The organism is Bradyrhizobium sp. CCGUVB4N, assembly GCF_024199945.1.
In the GTDB taxonomy this organism is placed as follows: Bacteria; Pseudomonadota; Alphaproteobacteria; order Rhizobiales; family Xanthobacteraceae; genus Bradyrhizobium.
This window is the reverse complement of record NZ_JANADP010000001.1, coordinates 2,744,414-2,765,366: the sequence shown is the minus strand read 5'-3', so window position 1 is coordinate 2,765,366 and position 20,953 is coordinate 2,744,414. Positions and strand designations below refer to the sequence as shown.

The 20,953-nt window shown below is 63.4% G+C and carries 22 protein-coding genes; 9 read left to right on the top strand and 13 right to left on the bottom strand.

From position 1 onward, the window contains the following. Positions 1-15 precede the first annotated feature (15 nt). Positions 16-543 carry a DUF3124 domain-containing protein gene (locus NLM31_RS12475; RefSeq protein ID WP_254192391.1) on the top strand — a complete coding sequence of 176 codons (528 nt, stop codon included), beginning with the start codon at positions 16-18 and terminating at the stop codon, positions 541-543. Between the two features lie 260 nt (positions 544-803). Further along, a complete protein-coding gene (locus NLM31_RS12470) occupies positions 804-2,036 on the top strand; it encodes a PLP-dependent aminotransferase family protein (RefSeq protein ID WP_254192390.1) in 1,233 nt (410 codons plus the stop codon). 7 nt (positions 2,037-2,043) lie between these two features. On the opposite strand, the gene NLM31_RS12465 is transcribed toward NLM31_RS12470, so the two are convergent. Further along, a complete protein-coding gene (locus NLM31_RS12465; RefSeq protein WP_254129557.1) occupies positions 2,044-2,316 on the bottom strand; it encodes a helix-turn-helix domain-containing protein in 273 nt (90 codons plus the stop codon). A gap of 158 nt (positions 2,317-2,474) precedes the next feature. Between NLM31_RS12465 and NLM31_RS12460 the strand changes: the two genes are divergently transcribed. Together NLM31_RS12460 and NLM31_RS12455 are read left to right on the top strand one after the other, a co-directional pair. Beyond that, complete coding sequence (locus NLM31_RS12460) at positions 2,475-2,927, top strand: hypothetical protein (protein WP_254192389.1); 453 nt, start codon at positions 2,475-2,477, stop codon at positions 2,925-2,927. Between the two features lie 105 nt (positions 2,928-3,032). After that, positions 3,033-3,251, top strand: a complete 219-nt coding sequence (locus NLM31_RS12455) for a hypothetical protein (protein ID WP_254192388.1) — start codon at positions 3,033-3,035, stop codon at positions 3,249-3,251. A gap of 95 nt (positions 3,252-3,346) precedes the next feature. On the opposite strand, the gene NLM31_RS12450 is transcribed toward NLM31_RS12455, so the two are convergent. Further along, positions 3,347-4,165 carry an alpha/beta fold hydrolase gene (locus tag NLM31_RS12450; RefSeq protein ID WP_254192387.1) on the bottom strand — a complete coding sequence of 273 codons (819 nt, stop codon included), beginning with the start codon at positions 4,163-4,165 and terminating at the stop codon, positions 3,347-3,349. 478 nt (positions 4,166-4,643) lie between these two features. Here NLM31_RS12450 and NLM31_RS12445 point away from each other — a divergent pair, with 478 nt between their 5' ends. Continuing rightward, positions 4,644-5,567 (top strand): LysR substrate-binding domain-containing protein, encoded by a 924-nt coding sequence (locus tag NLM31_RS12445; protein WP_254192386.1) that lies wholly within the window; start codon positions 4,644-4,646, stop codon positions 5,565-5,567. Between the two features lie 141 nt (positions 5,568-5,708). On the opposite strand, the gene NLM31_RS12440 is transcribed toward NLM31_RS12445, so the two are convergent. The 5 genes from NLM31_RS12440 to NLM31_RS12420 form a co-directional block, all read right to left on the bottom strand. Then, complete coding sequence (locus NLM31_RS12440) at positions 5,709-6,527, bottom strand: aldo/keto reductase (RefSeq protein ID WP_254192385.1); 819 nt, start codon at positions 6,525-6,527, stop codon at positions 5,709-5,711. Positions 6,528-6,654: 127 nt separating this feature from the next. After that, positions 6,655-8,220 carry an alkaline phosphatase gene (locus tag NLM31_RS12435; RefSeq protein ID WP_254192384.1) on the bottom strand — a complete coding sequence of 522 codons (1,566 nt, stop codon included), beginning with the start codon at positions 8,218-8,220 and terminating at the stop codon, positions 6,655-6,657. Positions 8,221-8,512: 292 nt separating this feature from the next. After that, positions 8,513-8,932, bottom strand: coding sequence for a hypothetical protein (locus NLM31_RS12430; protein ID WP_254129552.1), 420 nt, complete (start codon positions 8,930-8,932; stop codon positions 8,513-8,515). A gap of 108 nt (positions 8,933-9,040) precedes the next feature. Next, positions 9,041-10,042, bottom strand: a complete 1,002-nt coding sequence (locus tag NLM31_RS12425) for a nitronate monooxygenase family protein (protein ID WP_254192383.1) — start codon at positions 10,040-10,042, stop codon at positions 9,041-9,043. A 63-nt stretch (positions 10,043-10,105) separates the two neighbouring features. Beyond that, positions 10,106-10,843, bottom strand: coding sequence for an SDR family oxidoreductase (locus tag NLM31_RS12420; protein WP_254192382.1), 738 nt, complete (start codon positions 10,841-10,843; stop codon positions 10,106-10,108). Between the two features lie 157 nt (positions 10,844-11,000). Between NLM31_RS12420 and NLM31_RS12415 the strand changes: the two genes are divergently transcribed. Further along, positions 11,001-11,468 (top strand): helix-turn-helix domain-containing protein, encoded by a 468-nt coding sequence (locus NLM31_RS12415; protein ID WP_254192381.1) that lies wholly within the window; start codon positions 11,001-11,003, stop codon positions 11,466-11,468. A 74-nt stretch (positions 11,469-11,542) separates the two neighbouring features. Here the strand turns inward: NLM31_RS12415 and NLM31_RS12410 are convergent, their stop codons facing one another. From NLM31_RS12410 to NLM31_RS12400, 3 genes are all read right to left on the bottom strand, one after another. After that, positions 11,543-11,917: a PRC-barrel domain-containing protein gene (locus NLM31_RS12410; protein WP_254192380.1), complete on the bottom strand. Its 375-nt coding sequence runs from the start codon at positions 11,915-11,917 to the stop codon at positions 11,543-11,545. Positions 11,918-12,034: 117 nt separating this feature from the next. Then, positions 12,035-12,250 (bottom strand): hypothetical protein, encoded by a 216-nt coding sequence (locus NLM31_RS12405; protein ID WP_254192379.1) that lies wholly within the window; start codon positions 12,248-12,250, stop codon positions 12,035-12,037. After that, complete coding sequence (locus tag NLM31_RS12400) at positions 12,234-12,392, bottom strand: hypothetical protein (protein ID WP_254129546.1); 159 nt, start codon at positions 12,390-12,392, stop codon at positions 12,234-12,236. Before NLM31_RS12400 ends, NLM31_RS12405 begins: the two co-directional genes overlap by 17 nt. Positions 12,393-12,565: 173 nt before the next feature. Between NLM31_RS12400 and NLM31_RS12395 the strand changes: the two genes are divergently transcribed. Next, entirely contained in the window at positions 12,566-12,802 is a 237-nt protein-coding gene (locus NLM31_RS12395) for a hypothetical protein (protein WP_254129545.1), read from the top strand. A gap of 153 nt (positions 12,803-12,955) precedes the next feature. Here the strand turns inward: NLM31_RS12395 and NLM31_RS12390 are convergent, their stop codons facing one another. The 3 genes from NLM31_RS12390 to NLM31_RS12385 form a co-directional block, all read right to left on the bottom strand. Further along, entirely contained in the window at positions 12,956-13,162 is a 207-nt protein-coding gene (locus NLM31_RS12390; RefSeq protein WP_254192378.1) for a hypothetical protein, read from the bottom strand. 83 nt (positions 13,163-13,245) lie between these two features. Next, positions 13,246-13,377 carry a hypothetical protein gene (locus tag NLM31_RS42990; protein ID WP_256561251.1) on the bottom strand — a complete coding sequence of 44 codons (132 nt, stop codon included), beginning with the start codon at positions 13,375-13,377 and terminating at the stop codon, positions 13,246-13,248. A gap of 119 nt (positions 13,378-13,496) precedes the next feature. Further along, positions 13,497-13,691, bottom strand: a complete 195-nt coding sequence (locus NLM31_RS12385; RefSeq protein ID WP_254129543.1) for a hypothetical protein — start codon at positions 13,689-13,691, stop codon at positions 13,497-13,499. 95 nt (positions 13,692-13,786) lie between these two features. On the opposite strand from NLM31_RS12385, the gene NLM31_RS12380 reads away from it, so the two are divergent. After that, positions 13,787-14,299: a DUF4142 domain-containing protein gene (locus tag NLM31_RS12380; protein WP_254192377.1), complete on the top strand. Its 513-nt coding sequence runs from the start codon at positions 13,787-13,789 to the stop codon at positions 14,297-14,299. Positions 14,300-14,650: 351 nt separating this feature from the next. Continuing rightward, a complete protein-coding gene (locus NLM31_RS12375) occupies positions 14,651-20,947 on the top strand; it encodes a HAMP domain-containing protein (protein WP_254192376.1) in 6,297 nt (2,098 codons plus the stop codon). Positions 20,948-20,953 lie beyond the last annotated feature (6 nt).

Here is a 20,953-nt window from a genome sequence, read left to right as displayed (position 1 = left end):
CGAGCAATTCGTCACATGCTGACGGGGCTCGCCGTTGCAATGCTGCTATGCCCCCTTGCCATCGCCGGGCCGGCGGTCGCACAGCCCAAAGTGAACCTCGAACAGGCCTTCGCCGACTCGCTCACGGCGATGCCGAAGGAGGAACTCGCGGTCTCCGGCGGTTTCTACGTGCCGGCCTATTCCAGCGTCGCGATGAGCCAGGGCAAGCTGCGGGTCGATTTCTCGGTGACCCTGAGCGTCCACAACGCCTCCGAGACGCAAGCACTGGTGGTCAAACGCATCGCCTATTTCGACACGGCCGGCAAGCAGGTCGAGAGCTATTTGAAGGCGCCGGTCGCGATAAAGCCGCTCGCGACCATCTCGATCTTCATTCCGACCGACGACGTGCGCGGCGGGACCGGGGCCAATTTCATCGTCGACTGGGCCGCAGCGAGCGAGATCGCCGAGCCGGTGGTCGAGGCCCTGATGGTTGGCGGCGTCGCCAATGCGCACTACGCTTTCATCAGCCAGGGCCGTCCGACCAGGACGGCTGGGAAAAAATAAGGCCGTCCGACCAGGACGGCGGGCAAGAAGTAAGCAGGCGAACGCTGTCGCGACCGCGAATTGAAAAAGTCGAAAACAACCCCATGCACAGTAGCCAATCCGGAACAGCAATGATCTGACGATCCACCCGACGCGGATGCGGATTTTACGAATTTGGTTTGACGCATCGGGCAAAACACTGGCATGATGGCATCATCAAAACCACAGCGCCCGGTCGGCACCAGGCCGGTCGCTCAATAAAAACAACGAGGAACGCTCCCATGACGTCCAGCTTCGATTTCGCGCCCCTGTTTCCCGCAGGGCTGCCGGCCCCTTCTGCGCGCTGGACGGGCCTCGCCAAATACAGCTTTGTCGGCGGCAACAACGATTCCGAGCAGCTGCCGCTCGACGGGCTGATCGAGGCCGCCAATCAGGCCCTGCAACGCGAGGGCCGCTCGCTTGCGACTTACGGGCTGGCGCATGGTCCACAAGGTTACCTGCCCCTGCGCGAATTCCTGGTGACAAAGCTGAAGCGCGACGGCGGCATCAGCTGCACGGTCGACGATCTCATGATCGTCTCCGGCTCGCTCCAGGCGCTCGACCTCGTCAACAACACGCTGCTGGCGCGCGGCGACACCGTGCTGGTCGAGCAGGAGACGTATCAGGGCGCGCTGCAGCGGCTGACGCGGCTGGGCGTCAACGTCGTCGGCATTCCCCTCGACGACGACGGCATGCGTATGGACGCGCTGGCCGCGACGCTCGCCGATCTGAAGGGCCGCGGCATCCGACCGAAATACATCTACACCATCCCGACCGTGCAGAATCCGACCGGGAGCATCCTGCCGGAGACACGCCGCGCCGAATTGCTGAAGCTGTCGGCCGAATACGGCGTGCCGATCTTCGAGGACGATTGCTATGCCGACCTGGTGTGGTCAGGGCAACGGCCGCCTGCGATTTACGCGATGAGCAAAAATGGCGGCGTGATCCATATCGGCTCGTTCTCGAAGTCGATCGCGCCGGCGCTGCGCGTCGGTTTCATCGTCGCGCCCTGGGATGTGATGTCGCGGATGCTGGCGCTGAAGACGGATGCCGGCTCCGGCGCGCTGGAGCAGATGGTGCTCGCTACCTATTGCAAGCCGCATTTCGCCAGCCACGTGCCGGCGCTGACGAAAACGCTGCGCACCAAGCTCGACACGCTGATGGAAGCCCTCAACGAGCAGTTCGGGACCGCCGCCGAGTTCGAGGCGCCCAAGGGCGGCATCTTCCTGTGGGTGAAATTGCCCGACCAGGTCGATACGCTGAAACTTTATCAGGCTGCGCTTGCTGCGGGCGTCGCCATCAATCCCGGGCCGGAATGGTCGACCAACAAGGGCCACTCAGGCTCGCGGCTGCGGCTGTGTTTCGGGAGCCCTTCGCATCAGCAGATCCGCGAGGGCGTCGCGGTGCTGGCCGAGGTTTGCCGCAAGGAGTTCGGCGTGCCGGCCCGCAGCGCCAATGTGGAGAAGCGGGCGTGATGTTCGCCTAAGCCACCTGGGGCTGGCTACCGTGGATCGCGGAGGCCAGCCGCAGCAACAGGACGATCGAGACATTGCCCTTGCCGGCCTCGATCTGGGCGATGTAGCGCTCGGAAATCCCGGAGCGGCGGGCGAGCTCCCGGCGCGACAACTCGCAACGCGCGCGCGAGGACCTCAGGCGTTCGCCCAGCTCGGCCAGAAACGCAGTCTCGGAGTAAGGCGGCAGCGCGCGGCTTCCCGGCAGCACCTCGCCCGCGAAATCCATCACTTGATTCAGCATCGCTCTCACCACATTCGCCTTCGGGAGCGCCATCTTGCCCCCCGCCACGGACGGGCTCATTGACGCGGATCAAATTCGCGCGCGATTGACGGCCGGCGTGGACGACCGCGCGCGGGATGCTACACTTTGGAATTGTTCGAGGCGGGGCTTTTCAGGACATGACGTGTTGTTTGAGCCGCTGGATGACGGCGGCGGTGCTTTGGATTGCGCAGACGTCGCTGGCGCATGCGGAGACGCTCGCGGAAACGGTCGAGCAATGGGGCTTGCTCGGCTCATGGGCGGTGGATTGCGCTGTCAGTCCCGACCGCGACAAGGGCGCGCTGCTGACTTACGAAATCCGGAAGGACGGCCGGGTGATGTACCGGCGCAATTTCGGTGACGCCAAGGACGAGAACGAGGTGGTGTCTGCCACAGTCAACGCCGAAGGCGTGCTCAACCTGATGGTGTTCTTCCCATCACTGCATCAGACGCGCGAATTTGGCGTGATACTTACCAAGGATGGCGGCCTGCGCGCGATCTACAATCGCGGCGAAGGTGGCGAGTACACGATCAGGGATGGCAAATACGTCAAGACCGGCGCGCCGACGCTTCCGCAGCAGCGCTGCGATTAACGATATCGTTGATCCTGAATATCCATTCAGAATTCTCTTCCCGTTCCTCCGGAACGTTCGCACCTATGCGTCGTTCTCAATTGCATTACGTTGGAGGAGGACATCATGAAGAAACTTGGTTATGTCGTTGCCGCTCTGGGTGCGCTCGCGGTTGCGGCGCCGACGTTGGCAAGTGCTGAGACTGTCATCGTCAAGCACGGTCATCACGGCCCGTACGGCGCCCGCGCCGAATTCCGCGAGCATCGCGACAACGGCTGGCATCGTGGCTGGCACCATCACGACCGCGTCGTCGTGGTCAAGCACGGTCATCGCCACTGGGACTAATGCGCAGCGCGAACTGGAAATGGCCCCTCGCGGGGCCATTTCTCTGCGTACAAATCGGCAGAAACGACGAGGGCGATAACGGAGGAGAGATGTCGTCAAGACCTGATGAACGAGAGCAAGTCAGGGTTGAGGACATCCGCATGTGTGGTCAGCATGCCATGGGGGTAGCCTGGATAAGTTTTCAGCGACCCGTTCTTAAGTAGGTTGACCGCACGCGGTACGGAACTTGCGAATGGGACGACCTGATCCGCCTCGCCATGCATCACCAACACCGGCACGGTGATCTTCTTGAGGTCTTCAGTATAATCTTCGAGCCAGGAGTCGACGGTCGCATGGTGAGCGAGGGCACCACCGGCCATGCCCTGGCGCCACCAATTCGCGATGATGGCCTCCGAAGGCTTGGCGCCGTCGCGATTGTAGCCATAGAACGGATTCTCGGGGACGAAACGGTAGAACTCCGATCGGTTGCCCAACACACCTGCCCGGATCGCTGCGAACCACTCCGGCGGTTGACCGGACGGGTTGTCCTCGCTCCGGTACATGTTCGGCGTCAGGGAAGCGACCAGCGCCGCCTTCGCGACGCGTTCCTGGTGGCGAGCGACATAGCGAGCGACCTCACCGCCACCTGTCGAATGCCCGATGTGGATCGCGTCGCGCAAATTGAGGTGTTCAGTCAGGGCCGCGAGGTCGGCAACCCAAGTGTCCATATCGTTGCCGGTGCCGGGCTGGTCGGACCGGCCGTGGCCGCGCCGGTCGTGAGCGATCACGCGATACCCGTGACGAAGGAAGAATGTCATCTGGGCATCCCAGTCGTCCGCTGTCAGCGGCCAACCGTGGCTGAAAACGATTGGCTGACCTGATCCCCAATCCTTGTAGAAGATTTTTACGCCGTCTGTCGTCGTGATCGTGGGCATCGAAGTGCTCCATCTGCGCTATTGAATTTATTGAAAGGTTTGCGGACGGGGGTCTGATAACGGCAAGCGAGCCCAAGCTGATCAGGCCACAGATCGCGCCCCCTGGCTTTCCAAAAGACACGATGTTCAGCGGCCTCGCCCGCGAGCCCTTGCCGTGGCGACACCCGATCGCGTTATCGCCGGATCCGGCGCGGCGCTATTCGTCGCTCCTGCGCATTCGCGCGCGTTTCCCGCTAAATGAGGGAAGCCACTCTTGATCGCGCTGCAGAATTGTTGAGGCCGTCCTGAATTGCGATCACGCCGTGCCTATCGGCCTGGAGTGCTGGGGTCACTTTGCTGAAGACGATACGGGGCTTCGGCGAAGACATTGTTCGTTGTCCTTTTCTTGGTTGAAGACTGCGAAACGGTAAATCCCTCTTTGGCTCCTGACCAAGACCTTGTAGGCTTCAAGCTATGCCTGGAAGATATACGAGGGATCATGGAGCTCCGGCATCTGCGCTATTTCGTTGCCGTCGCTGAAGAAGGCAGCCTGCTGAACGCCGCCGAGCGGCGACTGAACACCTCCCAGCCGTCGCTGAGCCGGCAAATTCGCGATCTGGAAGCCGAAGTCGGCGTCCAGCTATTGGAGCGCCAGGCGCGGGGCGTGACGCTGACCGCTGCCGGACGCGTGTTTCTCGATCATGCACGGCTCGCGCTGCTGCAGGTCGAGGCCGCAACGGAGGGCGCCCGGCAAACCGCGCAACCGCAACGGCCCGTCCTTTCGATGGGCTTTCTCGTCGGGCTCGAGGTGATGTGGCTCCCTCAGTTGCTGCGTATGCTCCGCGAGGAAGCACCCGATGTCGACGTGACGCTCAGTACGCAATCTTCGCCAGAACTCGCACTGGCATTGATGCGGGGAAAGCTGGACATCGCTTTCCTTCGTCCGGAGAAAGACAACGAGGGCGTCGTTTTCAAGATATTGGCAAAGGAGCCCTTGATTGCCGTGCTGCCGGCCGAACACCGCCTGGCATCACGGAAGAAGATTCGTCCGCAGGATCTCGCCCGCGAGATCTATGTCAGCTCGGCAAGAACATCGCCGGTCTTGCAGGATGTCATACAGAACTACGCATCCCGGGTCGGCATTACCCTCAAGGCGAAGTATGAAGGCGAAAACATATCGTCGGCCATGTCGCTCGTGGCCTCCACGGGCGGAATTAGCCTCGTCCCGCTCTATGCGCAGAACATGCTTGCACCGAACGTCGTCGCCAGAGCGCTTGAGGGCGGCACTCCAACGGTCGATTTGGCCTTGGGATACAATCAGGAAAATCCGTCGCCCTTGCTGCGTCGGCTTTTGTCCCGCACGGATGAATTGGTCGCGAACGTCCAAAACCAGAGCATCATCCGATACGTTGAAGCTCAATAGCTGGCGGTGTCAGGCGTCTATTGGACGATCGAAGCCGCAGCGAATTTCCGCTTCGGGTCGCAAGCAGTAATGCTCCGATCAAGCACTGCATTTCTGTTTGCCCCCGAAAGCCGACATCGGCGCCCTCTATGAGTAAACGCCCTAATCCCAAGCCGGCGCGAAGCCGGGATTGACGCAGCGCTTGTCCTTCGGGAGCGCGGCGATTTTCTTGCGGTCGGCGTCATCGAGCGAGATCTTCAGCGCGTCCAGATTGGCCTGCTGGCTCTCGCGGCGTGATGCCTTGGGGATCGCGGCGACACCCTCCTGGTCGAGCAACCATTTCAATGCGACCTGAGCGGCGCTCGCATTGTGCTTGGCGCCGATCTCGCCCAGCACCGGGTCCGTGGCGAAGCGACCCTGCGCCAGCGGGCAATAGGCGACGAGCGGGATCGACTTCGCGTTGAGATAGGCCAGCACCTTCGATTGATCCAGCATCGCGTGATATTCGATCTGGTTGCAGGCGATCGGCGCCTTGACGTCCTCGACCGCGACCTTGAGCAGCGCCGTGGTGAAATTGGCGACGCCGATCGCGCGCGTGCGCCCCTCTTCCTTCAGCTTCATCAGGGTCTCGAACACCGCGCCCCAGTTCGCCGATTTCGACGGCCAGTGCACGAGATAGAGATCGACATGGTCGAGCCTCAGCTTGTTCAGGCTGGCATCGAAGGCGCGACGGATCGCATCCGGTGTCAGGTTTTCGTGCCACACCTTGGTCGTGACGTGCAGCTCGCCGCGCGGCACGGAGGCTGCCGCAAGCGCGGCGCCGATGGCCTCCTCGTTGGCGTACATTTCGGCGGTATCGATATGGCGATAGCCGATCGACAGCGCGCTCTCGACAGCCGCGCGGCAGGCATCGCCCTGCATGCGGAAGGTGCCGAGGCCGAGCTTGGGCATGCTGATGCCCTGTGTTTTCAGATTATCCATGAAACAGGCTCCTGAGGTATTTCAGCCCGCCGGATGCGCGCGGCGATGCCGCGTGAGCAAACTCTTCGGTGATGGAAAAGAGGTGGCGGGAGCAGGCAGTATAGCGTGGCAGGCGCGCGGCGGCCAATCACGAATGCTGCGCAACCATAGCGGGACGCGCCTGCGGCTGCGGCACGATGTCGACGGACCAGAGATCGCGGTTATCGACGTCCTTCAAGGTCACTGTCATCACGCCGCTTATGCCATCGATGTCGACGCGACCGAAGAACTGCAGGCCGAAGCAAGGCGCGAGGTTCTCGCCCTGGGCCTCGCTGCACCCGTTGCGGTACATCGCCACGGGGCCAAACGTGTTGTCGAGCTCGCCGGGCCCCCAGGTGCCTGCATGCAAGGGGCCGGAGACGAACTCCCAGAAAGGGTCGAAGTCCTGGAATTGCGCCTTGTTCGGATCGTAGTAATGCGCGGCCGTGTAGTGCATGTCGGCGGTGAGCCAGACGATGTTGCGGACACCGGCATGCTTGATCGAGGCGAGGAGATCGGCGATCTCGTGCTCACGCCGGTCGGGCGGGCCGTCGGCGAGCGCGACGGCGTCGAGGCTGATCAGCCCGATCGGCAGATCGGCCGCGATCACCTTCCAGGTCGCACGCGAGGCGGCGAGCTCCCGCTTCAGCCAGGCGAGCTGCTCGGCGCCCAGAATCCAGCCGCGATGATCGTCGCCCTTGTTCCAGGTGTCATCGCGGTAGCTGCGCATATCGATCATGAAGACGTCGAGCAGCGGGCCGTACGGGATCTTGCGATAGACCCGCCCCTGCCGCGCACTGATGTCCCGGATCGGCATGAAGTCGAAGAAGGCGCGCCGGGCACGTGCAACCAGGCGCGGGGTGCCGTCATCCTCATAGCCGGCCTCGTCATAGCTGCCGGTGGGCGACCAGTCGTTGGTGACCTCGTGATCGTCCCATTGCGCGAACATGGGGACCTCCGCATGGAAGGCGCGGAAATTCTCATCGAGGTGGTTGTATTTGTAGTTGCCGCGGAACTGCGCCAGCGTGTGTGCGGCCTGCGCCTTCTCCTCGGTCACGACGTTGCGCCAGATCTCGCCGTTCGGCAGCTTCTGCTCGGACGGGATCGTGCAGTCGGCATAGATGTGATCGCCGGAGTGGATGAAGAAATCCGGACGGTTGTCGCGCATGGTGTGATAGCTGCGATAGCCGCCGCGGGAGATGTCGATGCCCCAGCCCTGCCCCGCGACATCGCCCGACCACAGGAACGAGACCGACTGCCGCTCGGCCGGGGCGGTGCGGAAATGGCCGACGCGGCTTTCGCCGGCGATGCCGGTGGCGATGTCGTCGAAGCGCACGCGATAGAAGATGTCCTGCCCGGCCGGCAGATCGTCGAGCTGCAGTTTAGCCGTGAAGTCTGCATCGCCCAGCGCGTCGCGCGATCTCGATGCGATGATGGTCTTGAAGCTTTCGACGGTCGCGTAGTCCACCTGCATGCGAGCAGGCCGATCCGCGCGCGCCCAGATCACGGCGGAGCCATCCGAGACGTCGCCGGACTGGATGCCGCCCGCGATCTGCGGGCGATCGGCGGCGCGGCTGATGCGTGGCTTTGCGAGCGAGGCGACGGCAAGGGTGGAAGCAGAGCGGACCAGGAACTGTCGCCGGGTCCATGCGCGCGAAGCGCGGAGCGTTGCCATTCAGGAGACCTTCGTCGAATCGCGACGGAAGGTGCCTGCGCTCCTTGACTCCTGTCCTTACGGTTTCTTGACTCCACGCCTACGGTTTTACGACGTGGAGATGACGGGCGAGATGTAGCCGCGGCGACGGTCTGCTCCCTCGCCCCGTTCTTACGGGGAGAGGGTTGGGGTGAGGGGCTTCTCTCCGCGCATGAGACTGTTGAAGGACCTGTACCCCCTCACCCGGATTGCATCTTCGATGCAATCCGACCTCTCCCCGCAAGCGGGGCGAGGTGAAGAAACAACGACGTGCTTAATGCTTCCAGTTGCAGATGCCGCCGGAACGACACGGCCATGTCTGGATACGCGTGTCCATCGCCTGCGCGTCCAGCGGATTGCCGTGGCGATGCGCGAGCTTGGTGCGGGCTGCGCCACGCGGCTGTGCGCTCTTTCCCTGCGCGACCTTCGGCTCCGACACGCGCACGCGTTCGGCCGCAACCTTCTTCGGCACGTCGACCGGTTCGGCACGGGCTTGCGCTTCGTTGCCGCCCTTCGCCTCCAGCGCAACGGGGGCGAACTGCGTCTCCGGCCCGAGCCGCTTCGGCGACAGGACAGCCTTGGAGAGATCGAGGCCGAGATATTCGTCAGGCTTGTAGTCGTCAGCGCGCGCGATGCCGCCCACTGCAAATACGAGGGCAATGGCAATCGCAAAAGGAACGCTTTTCAGGACCACGGACGCCTCCTGAAATTGAAGATTAAAGGAGTACTCTACCTGTATTTAGGAGGCGCCGCGTGCAATTCCAGCGGTCTGTTCCCGCCGTGGTTAAGAAGTTTTGCGGTGTCAGGCGACCTTTCGCGTCGCACTTGTCCCATCCAGGAACCCCATCAGCCGGCTGCGAATGATTTGTTCCGCCTCGCTCATGATGCGATCGACAAGTTCCTTGCAGGTGGGAATGTCGTGGATGAGGCCAGCGACCATGCCGCAGCTCCAGGCGCCGGCATCCATCTGCCCGTCGAGCATGACCTTCGGATAGACGCCCGCGACCTGGTCATGGATGTCGTCGATCGTCAGCTTGTCGCCCTTGGCGTGCTCGATCTCGAGCAGGCGATCGACATTGGCGTTCTTCAGCACGCGCTCGGTGTTGCGCAGCGCCCGCATGATCAGGCGGGTGTCGAGCTCGGTCGCCGCGACCAGTGCGTTCTTCACGTTCTGATGGACGGGTGCCTCCTTCGTGGCGATGAAACGCGTGCCCATGTTCATGCCGGCCGCCCCCAGCGACAGGGCTGCGACGAGGCTGCGCCCGTCGGCCATGCCGCCCGAGGCCACGAACGGGATCTTCAATTCCTCCGCCGCACGCGGCAGCAGGATCATGTTGGGGATGTCGTCCTCGCCGGGATGGCCGCCGCACTCGAAACCGTCGACGCTGACGGCATCGCAGCCGATCCGCTCGGCCTTCAGCGAATGACGAACCGAGGTGCATTTGTGGATCACATTGATGCCGGCGGCCTTCAGCGCCGGCATGTATTGTTCCGGGCTGCGTCCCGCGGTCTCCACGGCCTTGACGCCGCCCTCGACGATGGCTGCGATGTATTCCGGATAAGGCGGTGCCGAGAAGGTCGGCAGGAAGGTGAGGTTCACACCGAACGGCTTGTCGGTCATGTCGCGGCAACGCGCGATCTCCTTGGCGAGCAGCTCCGGCGTCTTCTGCGTCAGGCCGGTGATGATGCCGAGCCCGCCGGCATTGGAGACGGCGGCGGCAAGCTCGGCAAAGCCGACGAAATGCATGCCGCCCTGGATGATGGGATGCTCGATGCCGAACAGTTCGGTGATCGCGGTCTTCACTTAGTTCTCCTCCCGGAATTTTGCTGATGTTGGGATCAGTCTAGCCGTAGTCTCGTGCCGCGGTCACCATTTCTCGCCGAAGGGGCGAATCTCCATCTCGAAGGTCCAGGCACTCTTCGGCTGCTGATAGAGCTGCCAATAGGAATCCGCCACGGCCGACGGCGGCATCAGCAGATCGGGATTGTCGAGCGCGTTGGGCCCGAGCGCTTCGAGCCGGCGCTGCCGCACCCATTCGGTGTCGACGCCGGAATCGATGATGAGATGGGCGACGTGGATGTTCTTCGGCCCGAGCTCGCGCGCCATCGCCTGCGCCACCGCACGCAGTCCGAACTTGGCGCTGGCAAAGGCGGCAAAACCGCTGCCGCCGCGCAACGACGCCGTCGCGCCGGTGAAGAAGATCTTGCCGCCGCCGCGCGGCAGCATCAGCCGCGCCGCCTCGCGCCCGGCCAGGAAGCCGGAATAGCAGGCCATCTCCCAGACCTTGCGGAATACGCGCTCGGTGGTGTCGAGGATCGGGAAATTGACGTTGGCCCCGACGTTGAAGATGCAGACTTCCAGCGGCGCGTGCTTGTCGGCGTCGTTGAGGAAGGAGATGACCTCCTCCTCCTTCCGCGCGTCCAGCGAACGCGCATGGATCTCGCCGCCGGCCGCTTCGATGTCCGTCACCAGCGGTGCGAGCTTGTCGCCGTTGCGGCGGCCCGCATAGATCGAAAAGCCTTCGGCAGCGAATTTCCTGGCAATCTCCGAGCCGATGAAATCGCCGGCCCCGATCACGGCCGCAGTCGCGTTTCGCTTGGGCAAGGTCGCCTCCTCCGATGAGAGCTGATTGAATTGGAGGCTATAGTTCTAAAATAGAACTGTCAAATTCGGAGATCGAATGCTACGCTGAGATAGAAATACCTCTGATCATTCAAGTCAGTTCCTTTTTCAGACTTATGGCAAGGCCGGAGATCGGATCATGAAGTGGGATACGCTCGACGAGGAGCCCTGCTCGCTCTCCCGCACCGTCGCCGTGGTCGGCGACCGCTGGACGCTCCTGATCCTGCGCGAATGTTTTCTGCGCGTGCGTCGCTTCGAGGCGTTTCAGTCTTCGCTCCAGATCACTCGGCATCTTCTCTCGGAGCGTCTGAAGAAGCTGGTCCGCTTCGGCATCCTGCGCCGCGTCCCCTATTCCGAGGCGCCGAAGCGCTACGAATACATCCTCACGCAGAAGGGGCTCGACCTCTACCCGATCATCATGGCGATGGTGCACTGGGGCGACACCCACATGGGCGACGAGCGCGGCCGCCCGCTGCTGCACGAGCACAAGCAGTGCGGCAAGCTGTTCGATCCCGTGATGGTGTGCTCGGAATGCGGCGAGCCGCTGCACGCCAAGCAGGTGCACGTGCATGCGGGACCGGGACGGCGAGGCGCTGACGCTGCCTAATCGTCAATGCATTGCGCAAAAAAGAAGCGCGGCTCCAAGTGCCGCGCCTCACTCATGACCCGTGCCTGACACCTCTAAGCGAAGGGGACGCCGTAATAGGAGTTGATGCCGCGCATGGCGGCGTCATCGCCCCAGTTCCAATCGCTGCGCTCAGCGTATTTCGGCGCACCTTCGAGCGACTTGGCGGTGATGCCGGTGACATAGCCGCCGAGCTCGGTGTCATATTTCAGCGACTGCCAGGGCAAGGGATAGTGATCGTTGCCGAGGCCCAGGAAACCGCCGAAGCCGAGCACGGCGTAGGACACCTTGCCGCTGACCTTGTCGATCATCACGCGTTCGATCGAACCGATCTTGTTGCGATCGACGCCATAGACCGATGTTCCCTCAACCTTGTCGCTGCCGATCAATCGACCCATCTCGCTGCGGTCCAGCTCGCCTTGATTCAACATTTCGATTCTCCACTCAGCCAGTGTGTCGAGGATCAACCGGACGCGGAGATGATCGTTCCTGGCGACACAGCCTGCGCGAATTCGTCTCAGGCCGGAGCGCGTCAGGCGTGGCTAGCGTCAGACTTGGCTAGCGTCAGCTTGGCGCCCAGGTGCGCTGGTCTCTCTCGGCATCAGGAAATCATACATCTCGGCAGCAGCCTGAAGCCGCTCGATGCGCATCGCGACGGCGTCGCGTTCGATGCCGCGCGGCAGGTTCGCCATCTCGTGCTCGAGCCGCAGCTTCTGCGCGACGAGACGTTGTTCGAATGTGTGCGGCTCAGATCGTCTTCGCATTGTCCGTCCTCGGGGGTTGCAGGCCCGGGCTGTTGGCCCAGCGCTCGACTTGCTCGATCACCTTCTGATGGCTCGGACGCATCGGTTTTTGCGCCTCAAGCTCTTCGGAAAGCTTGCGGGGTAACCTGACTTCTTCCGTCATGGCCTATCTCCCTTTCCAAGAGAATGCGCCACCAGGCGAGTCGTTTCAATATTAACTTATTGATTTTGTTGAATTATTTTACTAATTTGGCGATCTTTCCGACTCTTGTGGAACCCCAGCCAAGTTCGTTCGTTGAGTAAATTACTCAACCTGCACATTTTGCGTGATTGACCATGAACGACCTTCGCGCCGAGCGCCTTCAGGTCATGCTCTCGCCGGAAGAACTGGCCGCCGTTGATGATTTCCGGTTCAAACATCGCATGCCGACCAGAGCGGCAGCAGTCCGTGAACTGCTGAAGTTCGGCTTGGCCGCCGTGGGCGTCGATGCCGCGGCCGGCGTGAAGTCGAGCAATTTCGGTGTGTTCGGCCGCGGCCCTGAGGGACACACCGAAGGCGGCACCGAAGACTGATCCAGCCCCCCTACAAAGCAAAACAGCCCCGGCACCGTGGGTGCCAGGGCCGCTCATGGAGACTGCTTCCGGAGCACCGGGGGCATGTCGCCGGAAGCAATCTGTCGACTCCTCCTGCGCGGATTCGTTCCTCGCGTGGTTAGCCTCACGTGACTAGCCACTCGGCGCCGTGCCGGAATCATCCGGTGTCATGCCGGAGCCCGGCGTCTTGCTGTCGTCGTTGAGTTTGGGATCGCGCGTCGCCTCTCGCGACGGCGAGCCCTTCTGGTCCGTCTGGTGCACGGTCTGCGCGCGCTGCTTGTCGCGCGGCTGATCTTCCGCGCGCTTGTCCTTGACGATGCCGTGGTCGGAATGTGCCATGATGTCCTCTCGCGTCTCCGATGCCTCGGAGCGCTTACGCTCCGGTGCGTCGAATGTTCCGAACGCGCGAGAACTGTGCTGCGCTAACTATGCGCCGCATGCACCGCCACGGATGCGTTTTCCTGATGCACCTGCCGGACCGTCGTCACCGTCGCGAACGCGACCGAGACGCCGAAGGCGAGGATGAGTGAGAAAAGTGCCAGACGTGGAGCCATCGCAAAACCTCCTTCTGGAATGGGTAAATCAACGCGATCGACTATTCCCGGATGATCGTTGATTGGTGGCGCTCATTCCGTGAGCGGTCTCACACGCGGATTCACAAAAAAGGGAGCGGTCAAACGCCCCGGCTGCGCCGGATGCCGACCTTCACGGGCGGGACTTCGCCGTCGAGCCAGTCCTGCTCTTTCGCCAGGGCCGTCCAGGCATCCGCCATCCGCGAATAGCGATTATAGGCGGGTCGCCCTTCCGAGCGCTCGGCCAGTTGCAGGCAGTTCTCGGCGTTGTCCCTGAAGATGTCAGACTGTTTCATCGATAAGACGTGGGCACGGAACCCCTGCCCCGCAACCGCCCTTACAGGATCGTAACCTCCGCGGAACTTTGCACGCGGCAGGTCATTGGATGTCCATGCGTATATTGGTCGCGATCGTCCTGGCCTTCATCAGCACCGCGGCGCTTGCCGACAGCACCGGCGAGCAAGTGCGCGGCGATCGCGCGCCCGACGCCACGGACGTCATCAGCGGCCTCTACGCCTTCAGCCGCTTCCAGCAGGGCCTGCTGGAGAGCACCGACCTGAAGGGCAATGCCGAGGTCAAGAATCTTGCCGCCCTTCGCGCCGAAGAAGCGGCCAAGCGCGACAAGACGCTGAAGCAAATTCAGGACGCCATCGGCACCGAGCCGCGCGTGAGCAAGACGACGTCAGCCGGCCTCAGCCTCGCCAAGCCCGATGACGCCGAGGGGCCCGCTTATGTCAGAACTTTCTATGCAGCCCAGATTCCCGAATACGAATCCACGATCACCCTGCTCGAAAATTATCTGAAGACGCCCGACAATCCCGCGCTCGCCGCTTTCGCGCGCGACCACCTGCCGGTGCTGCGCGCGCAGTTGAAGGACGCCGAGCGCACCATGGCCGACAAGTAGCGGCCCTCCTTGTCCTCCGAGTGATTCTGCCGCTCGATCGGCCGCACGGCGCGATCGCTGCCGGTCATCTCGTCCCGGCCGGCAGCGGCCTTGGCATCCTTGCCGCCCGGCCGGAAGTTTCAAGATCGGAACATCCCCCCCCACGCCCCCTCCTAAGGGCTGAGACATTTTAGGTAATCGGATGGAACTCTCGTCAATCTTCGTCGTTAGTTTGGCCGGGCTGAGCACGGCAGGTTCCAATTCCTAGCGTCGCAACCTTGGCGCTTGATTTCGAATTTGGCTGACGCTCTATTTTATTTTGACCAGATGCGTCACGCCAAAGATTCGGCCGGCGCCTGCGGGGGAATTAGTATGAGCGACCTCGATTCCGGAACAGCATCACGCTCCGGTCGTCGCGTCCCAAAACCCAAACCCAACGGTACCTCGGAGCCGGATTCCCGGTCGGAATTGCTGCTCGCGCTACAGGCCATGCGCAGCGGCGATTTTTCGGTGCGGATGAGCGGCGAATATCTCGGCATCGACGGCAAGATTGCCGATACTTTTAACGAAATCATCGCGGCCAACCAGCGCATGGCGCAGCAGCTCGAGCTGGTCGGCCAGGTGGTGGGCCGCGAGGGCAAGACCCGCCAGCGCGTGAAGTTCGGCCTCGCCTCGGGCTCCTGGGCCGACATGGAAGGCTCGGTCAACACGCTGATCGACGATCTGCTGTGGCCGACGCGCGAGGTCACCCGTGCGGTCGCGGCCGTGGCGCAGGGCGACCTGCTGCAAACCGTCAAGCTCGACGTCGAGGGCCGCCCACTGCGCGGCGAATTCCTGCAATCGGCGACCATCGTCAACACGATGATCAAGCAGCTCGGCGTCTTCACCTCCGAGGTGACGCGCGTGGCGCGTGAGGTCGGCACCGAGGGCAAGCTCGGCGGCCAGGCCCAGGTGCCTGAGGTGACCGGCGTCTGGAAGGACCTGACCGAGAGCGTCAACTCGATGGCGAACAACCTGACCAACCAGGTTCGCAACATCGCCGAGGTGACGATCGCGGTCGCCAACGGCGACTTGTCCAAGAAGATCACGGTCGACGTCCGCGGCGAGATCCTGCAGCTCAAGGAAGCCATCAACACGATGGTGGACCAGTTGCGCTCCTTCGCCTCTGAAGTGACGCGCGTCGCCCGCGAGGTCGGCACCGACGGCAAGCTCGGCGGCCAGGCCATCGTGCCCGGCGTCGCCGGCACCTGGAAGGACCTGACCGACTCCGTCAACGCGATGTGCGGCAACCTCACCGCACAGGTGCGAAACATCGCCAACGTGACGACCGCCGTGGCGCGCGGCGACTTGTCCCGCAAGATCACGGTGGACGTGCGCGGCGAAATCCTGGAGCTGAAGGACACCATCAACACCATGGTGGACCAGCTCAACTCCTTCGCCTCCGAAGTGACGCGCGTCGCGCGCGAGGTCGGCACCGAAGGCAAGCTCGGCGGCCAGGCCCAGGTGCCTGGTGTCGCCGGCACCTGGAAGGACCTGACCGACAACGTCAACTTCATGGCGTCGAACCTGACGGCGCAGGTCCGCAACATCGCCGACGTCGCGACCGCCATCGCCGGCGGCGACTTGTCGAAGAAGATCACCGTGAACGTCTCGGGCGAAATCCTTCAGCTGAAAGAAACGCTCAACACCATGGTCGACCAGCTCAACGCCTTCGCCGGCGAAGTCACGCGCGTCGCGCGCGAGGTCGGCACCGAGGGACGGCTCGGCGGCCAGGCCAACGTGCTCGGCGTCGCCGGCACCTGGAAGGACCTCACCGAAAGCGTCAACTCGATGGCTTCGAACCTGACCGCACAGGTTCGCAACATCGCCGAGGTGACGACCGCGGTCGCCGGCGGCGACTTGTCGAAGAAGATCACCGTGGACGTCCGCGGTGAAATCCTCGAGCTGAAGGACACCATCAACACCATGGTGGACCAGCTCAACGCCTTCGCCGGCGAAGTCACGCGCGTCGCGCGCGAGGTCGGCACCGAAGGCAAGCTCGGCGGCCAGGCCCAGGTGCGCGGCGTCGCCGGCACCTGGAAGGATCTGACGGACTCGGTCAACTCGATGGCCTCGAACCTGACCGGCCAGGTCCGCAACATCGCCGAGGTCGCCACGGCCGTCGCCAAGGGCGACTTGTCGAAGAAGATCACCGTGAACGTGTCGGGCGAAATCCTTCAGCTGAAGGAAACGCTCAACACCATGGTGGACCAGCTCAACGCCTTCGCCGGCGAAGTCACGCGCGTGGCGCGCGAGGTCGGCACCGAAGGCAAGCTCGGTGGCCAGGCGCAGGTGACCGGCGTGGCCGGCACCTGGAAGGACCTCACCGATAACGTCAACTCGATGGCGGGCAACCTCACCGCCCAGGTCCGCAACATCGCCGAGGTCGCGACCGCGATCGCCGGCGGCGACCTCTCGCGCAAGATCACGGTGGACGTGCGCGGCGAGATCCTTCAGCTGAAGGACACGCTGAACACGATGGTCGACCAGCTCAACCGCTTCGCGGGCGAAGTGACGCGCGTGGCGCGCGAGGTCGGCACCGAGGGCCGGCTCGGCGGCCAGGCCAACGTGCCCGGCGTCGCCGGCACCTGGAAGGATTTGACCGACTCCGTCAACTCGATGGCCGGCAACCTCACCGCCCAGGTCCGCAACATCGCCGAGGTGACGACCGCCGTGGCGCGCGGCGACTTGTCCCGCAAGATCACCGTCGACGTGAAGGGCGAAATCCTCGAGCTCAAGAACACCATCAACACCATGGTGGACCAGCTCAACGCCTTCGCCGGCGAGGTGACGCGCGTCGCGCGCGAAGTCGGCACCGAAGGCAAGCTCGGCGGTCAGGCCGAGGTGTCCGGCGTCGCCGGCACCTGGAAGGACCTCACCGACAACGTCAACTTCATGGCCTCGAACCTGACGGCCCAGGTCCGCAACATCGCCGAGGTCGCGACCGCGATCGCCGGCGGCGATTTGTCGAAGAAGATCACGGTGGACGTGCGGGGCGAGATCCTGCTGCTCAAGGACACCCTCAACACCATGGTCGAGCAGCTCCGCTCGTTCGCCGCCGAAGTGACGCGCGTGGCGCGCGAAGTGGGCACCGAAGGCCGGCTCGGCGGCCAGGCGGTCGTGCCCGGCGTCGGCGGCACCTGGAAGGACCTCACCGACAACGTCAACCTGCTGGCCGCGAACCTCACCACGCAGGTCCGCAACATCGCCGAGGTCACGACCGCCGTGGCGCGCGGCGACTTGTCCCGCAAGATCACCGTCGACGTGAAGGGCGAAATCCTCGAGCTGAAGAACACCATCAACACCATGGTGGACCAGCTCAACGCGTTCGCCGGCGAGGTGACGCGCGTGGCGCGCGAAGTCGGCACCGAAGGCGAGCTCGGCGGTCAGGCCCAGGTGCCCGGTGTGGCCGGAACCTGGAAGGACCTCACCGACACCGTCAACTTCATGGCGGCGAACCTCACCGAGCAGGTCCGCGGCATCGTTAAGGTGGTGACCGCGGTCGCCAACGGCGACCTCAAACAGAACCTCACCGTGAAATCGAAGGGCGAAGTCGCAGCGCTCGCCGACACCATCAACAACATGACCGAGACGCTCGCGACCTTCGCCGACCAGGTGACGTCGGTGGCGCGCGAGGTCGGCGTCGAAGGACGGCTGGGCGGCCAGGCCGACGTGCCCGGCGCGGCCGGCACCTGGAAGGACCTCACCGGCAACGTCAACCTGCTCGCCGCCAACCTCACCTCGCAGGTGCGCGCGATCGCGGAAGTGGCGACCGCCGTGACCAAGGGCGATTTGACGCCGTCGATCCAGGTTGACGCCCGCGGCGAACTCGCCGAGCTGAAAGACAACATCAACACGATGATCACGAATCTCCGTCTCACGACGGACGTGAACACCGAGCAGGACTGGCTGAAGACCAACCTCGCCAAATTCACCAACATGCTACAGGGCCAGCGCGATCTCACGACCGTCGGCCGGCTGCTGCTGACCGAGCTGTCGCCGCTGGTCAACGCGCATACCGGCGTGATCTACCAGGTCGAGAACGAGGACAATCCGCAGCTCCTGCTGCTCGCCTCCTATGCCGGCGACGGCGTCTACCCCTATCAACGCGTGCTGCAATTCGGCGACGGCCTGATCGGCCAGTGCGCGCTCGACAGGCGCCCGCGCGTGGTCGCCGATATTCCCGCCGACGTCGTGCCGATCAACTCGGCGCTGCTGCGCGTCGCACCGAAAAACCTCGTGGTGCTGCCGGTGCTGTTCGAGGGCCAGGTCAAGGCGGTGATCGAGCTCGCCTCGCTCACCTCGTTCACGACCTCGCAGATGACCTTCCTGGAGCAGCTCACCGATTCCATCGGCATCGTGCTCAATTCGATCGAAGCGACGATGCAGACCGAAGGCCTGCTGAAGCAGTCGCAGCAGCTGGCCGGCGAGCTCCAGACCCAACAGCGCGAATTGCAGCAGACCAACGACCAGCTCGAGCAGAAGGCGCAGCAGCTCGCCGAACGTAACGTCGAAGTCGAGCGCAAGAACCAGGAGATCGAACAGGCCCGCCGCGCGCTCGAGGAAAAGGCGACCGAGCTCGCGCTGACCTCGAAGTACAAGTCGGAATTCCTGGCCAATATGAGCCACGAGCTGCGCACGCCGCTGAACTCCATCCTGATTCTCGGCCAGCAGCTCACCGACAATCCGGACGGCAATCTTTCCGCCAAACAGGTCGAGTTCGCCCGCACCATCCACGGCGCCGGCACCGATCTCTTGAACCTCATCAGCGACATTCTCGATCTCTCCAAGATCGAGTCCGGCACGGTGACGGTCGAGGCCGAGGAGATCCTCACCGCGAACCTGCTCGAGACGGTCGGGCGGCCGTTCCGGCACGAGGCGGAGAACCGCAATCTGTCGTTCCAGATCGACGTCGATCCGAACCTCGCACGCAGCATCGTCACCGACTCCAAACGCTTGCAGCAGGTGCTGAAGAACCTGCTCTCCAACGCGTTCAAGTTCACCGGTGAAGGCGAAGTGCGGCTCAAGGTCGCCGGCGCGCTCGGTGGTTGGGGCACGGATCATCCGGTGCTGAACTCCGCGCCGGCCGTCATCGCCTTCGAGGTCTCCGATACCGGCATCGGCATTCCCCTGGAGAAGCAGAAGCTGATCTTCGAGGCGTTCCAGCAGGCCGACGCCGGCACCAGCCGCAAATACGGCGGCACCGGCCTTGGCCTTGCCATCAGCCGCGAGCTCGCGAGCCTGCTCGGCGGCGAAATCCACCTGCGCAGCGCCCCCGGCAAGGGCTCGACCTTCACGCTGTATCTGCCGCTGAAATATTCCGGCCCGACGCTGGCGCCGCGTGCCGCGCCGGCGCCGCAACAATACAACCAGCCGCCGGCACTGCAGCCCGCTGTCCCCGAGCAGCAGCGCGTCATCGAGCAGCTGCCCGACGACCGGCTCAATCTCGAACCCGGCGACAGCATCCTGCTGGTCGTCGAGGACGATCCGCACTATGCCCGCATCCTGGTCGACCTTGCGCGTGACAAGGGTTTCAAGGTCCTGGTCGCCGCGCGCGGCGCGGAGGCGCTCGAACTCGCAAAACAGTACCAGCCGCGCGCCGTGTCGCTCGACGTGTTCCTGCCCGACATGCTCGGCTGGACGGTGCTGAGCCAGCTCAAGCACAACCCGCTGACGCGTCACATTCCGGTACAGATCATCACGCTCGACGAGGACCGGCAGCATGCGCTGGCCCGCGGCGCCTTCTCCTTCGTCAACAAGCCGACCACGACCGAGGGCGTTTCCGCGGCGCTGACCCAGATCAAGGAATATGCGCAGCCACGACGCAAGCGGCTCCTGATCGTCGAGGACAACGAAGCCGAGCAGCTGTCGATCCGGGAGCTGCTGCATCACGACGACATCGAGATCGTGACCACCGATACCGGCGCGGGTGCGCTCTCGACGCTGCGCGAGGCCCCCTGTGACTGCGTGGTGCTCGACCTCCGGCTGCCCGACATGAGCGGCTTTGAGGTGCTGGAGCAGATCCGCCGCGACGACACGCTATCGAATGTTCCCGTGGTGGTGTTCACCGGCCGCGAACTCTCGGCCGAAGAGGATGCGGAACTTCACACCATGGCGCGCAGCATCGTGGTCAAGGGCGTGGAATCGCCCGAACGTCTGCTCGACGAGACCGCGCTGTTCCTGCATCGCGTGATCACGGAACTGCCCGTCGAGAAACAGCGCATGCTGGAGAAGCTGAACAGTTCCGACGAGGATCTGATCGGCAAGACCGCACTGCTCGTCGACGACGATGCCCGCAACATCTTCGCGCTGTCGAGCGTGCTGGAACGGCGCGGCATGAAGGTGCTGACGGCGACCACCGGCCGCGAGGCGGTGACGCTGGTCGAATCCAATCCGGAAATCGCCATCGTGCTGATGGACATCATGATGCCGCAGATGGATGGCTACCAGACCATCGGCGTGATCCGGGAGAACCCGGCCTTCCTCCGCCTGCCGATCATCGCGCTGACGGCGAAGGCGATGAAGGGCGACCGCGAAAAATGCCTGGAAGCCGGCGCGTCCGACTACCTCGCCAAACCCGTCAACACCGATCAATTGCTGCTTGCGATCCGCATGTGGCTGCACCGCTGAGCTGGA

What these genes read in the sequence shown, in the direction of transcription:
- NLM31_RS12470 (WP_254192390.1), top strand. Translation starts at nt 804, where the DNA reads ATGACGTCCAGCTTCGATTTCGCGCCCCTGTTTCCCGCAGGGCTGCCG.
- NLM31_RS12390 (WP_254192378.1), bottom strand. Translation starts at nt 13,162, where the DNA reads ATGGCACATTCCGACCACGGCATCGTCAAGGACAAGCGCGCGGAAGAT.
- NLM31_RS12405 (WP_254192379.1), bottom strand. Translation starts at nt 12,250, where the DNA reads ATGCGAAGACGATCTGAGCCGCACACATTCGAACAACGTCTCGTCGCG.
- NLM31_RS12475 (WP_254192391.1), top strand. Translation starts at nt 16, where the DNA reads ATGCTGACGGGGCTCGCCGTTGCAATGCTGCTATGCCCCCTTGCCATC.
- NLM31_RS12375 (WP_254192376.1), top strand. Translation starts at nt 14,651, where the DNA reads ATGAGCGACCTCGATTCCGGAACAGCATCACGCTCCGGTCGTCGCGTC.
- NLM31_RS12440 (WP_254192385.1), bottom strand. Translation starts at nt 6,527, where the DNA reads ATGGATAATCTGAAAACACAGGGCATCAGCATGCCCAAGCTCGGCCTC.
- NLM31_RS42990 (WP_256561251.1), bottom strand. Translation starts at nt 13,377, where the DNA reads ATGGCTCCACGTCTGGCACTTTTCTCACTCATCCTCGCCTTCGGCGTC.
- NLM31_RS12415 (WP_254192381.1), top strand. Translation starts at nt 11,001, where the DNA reads ATGAAGTGGGATACGCTCGACGAGGAGCCCTGCTCGCTCTCCCGCACC.
- NLM31_RS12400 (WP_254129546.1), bottom strand. Translation starts at nt 12,392, where the DNA reads ATGACGGAAGAAGTCAGGTTACCCCGCAAGCTTTCCGAAGAGCTTGAG.
- NLM31_RS12455 (WP_254192388.1), top strand. Translation starts at nt 3,033, where the DNA reads ATGAAGAAACTTGGTTATGTCGTTGCCGCTCTGGGTGCGCTCGCGGTT.
- NLM31_RS12435 (WP_254192384.1), bottom strand. Translation starts at nt 8,220, where the DNA reads ATGGCAACGCTCCGCGCTTCGCGCGCATGGACCCGGCGACAGTTCCTG.
- NLM31_RS12410 (WP_254192380.1), bottom strand. Translation starts at nt 11,917, where the DNA reads ATGTTGAATCAAGGCGAGCTGGACCGCAGCGAGATGGGTCGATTGATC.
- NLM31_RS12395 (WP_254129545.1), top strand. Translation starts at nt 12,566, where the DNA reads ATGAACGACCTTCGCGCCGAGCGCCTTCAGGTCATGCTCTCGCCGGAA.
- NLM31_RS12460 (WP_254192389.1), top strand. Translation starts at nt 2,475, where the DNA reads ATGACGTGTTGTTTGAGCCGCTGGATGACGGCGGCGGTGCTTTGGATT.
- NLM31_RS12385 (WP_254129543.1), bottom strand. Translation starts at nt 13,691, where the DNA reads ATGAAACAGTCTGACATCTTCAGGGACAACGCCGAGAACTGCCTGCAA.
- NLM31_RS12465 (WP_254129557.1), bottom strand. Translation starts at nt 2,316, where the DNA reads ATGCTGAATCAAGTGATGGATTTCGCGGGCGAGGTGCTGCCGGGAAGC.
- NLM31_RS12380 (WP_254192377.1), top strand. Translation starts at nt 13,787, where the DNA reads ATGCGTATATTGGTCGCGATCGTCCTGGCCTTCATCAGCACCGCGGCG.
- NLM31_RS12445 (WP_254192386.1), top strand. Translation starts at nt 4,644, where the DNA reads ATGGAGCTCCGGCATCTGCGCTATTTCGTTGCCGTCGCTGAAGAAGGC.
- NLM31_RS12450 (WP_254192387.1), bottom strand. Translation starts at nt 4,165, where the DNA reads ATGCCCACGATCACGACGACAGACGGCGTAAAAATCTTCTACAAGGAT.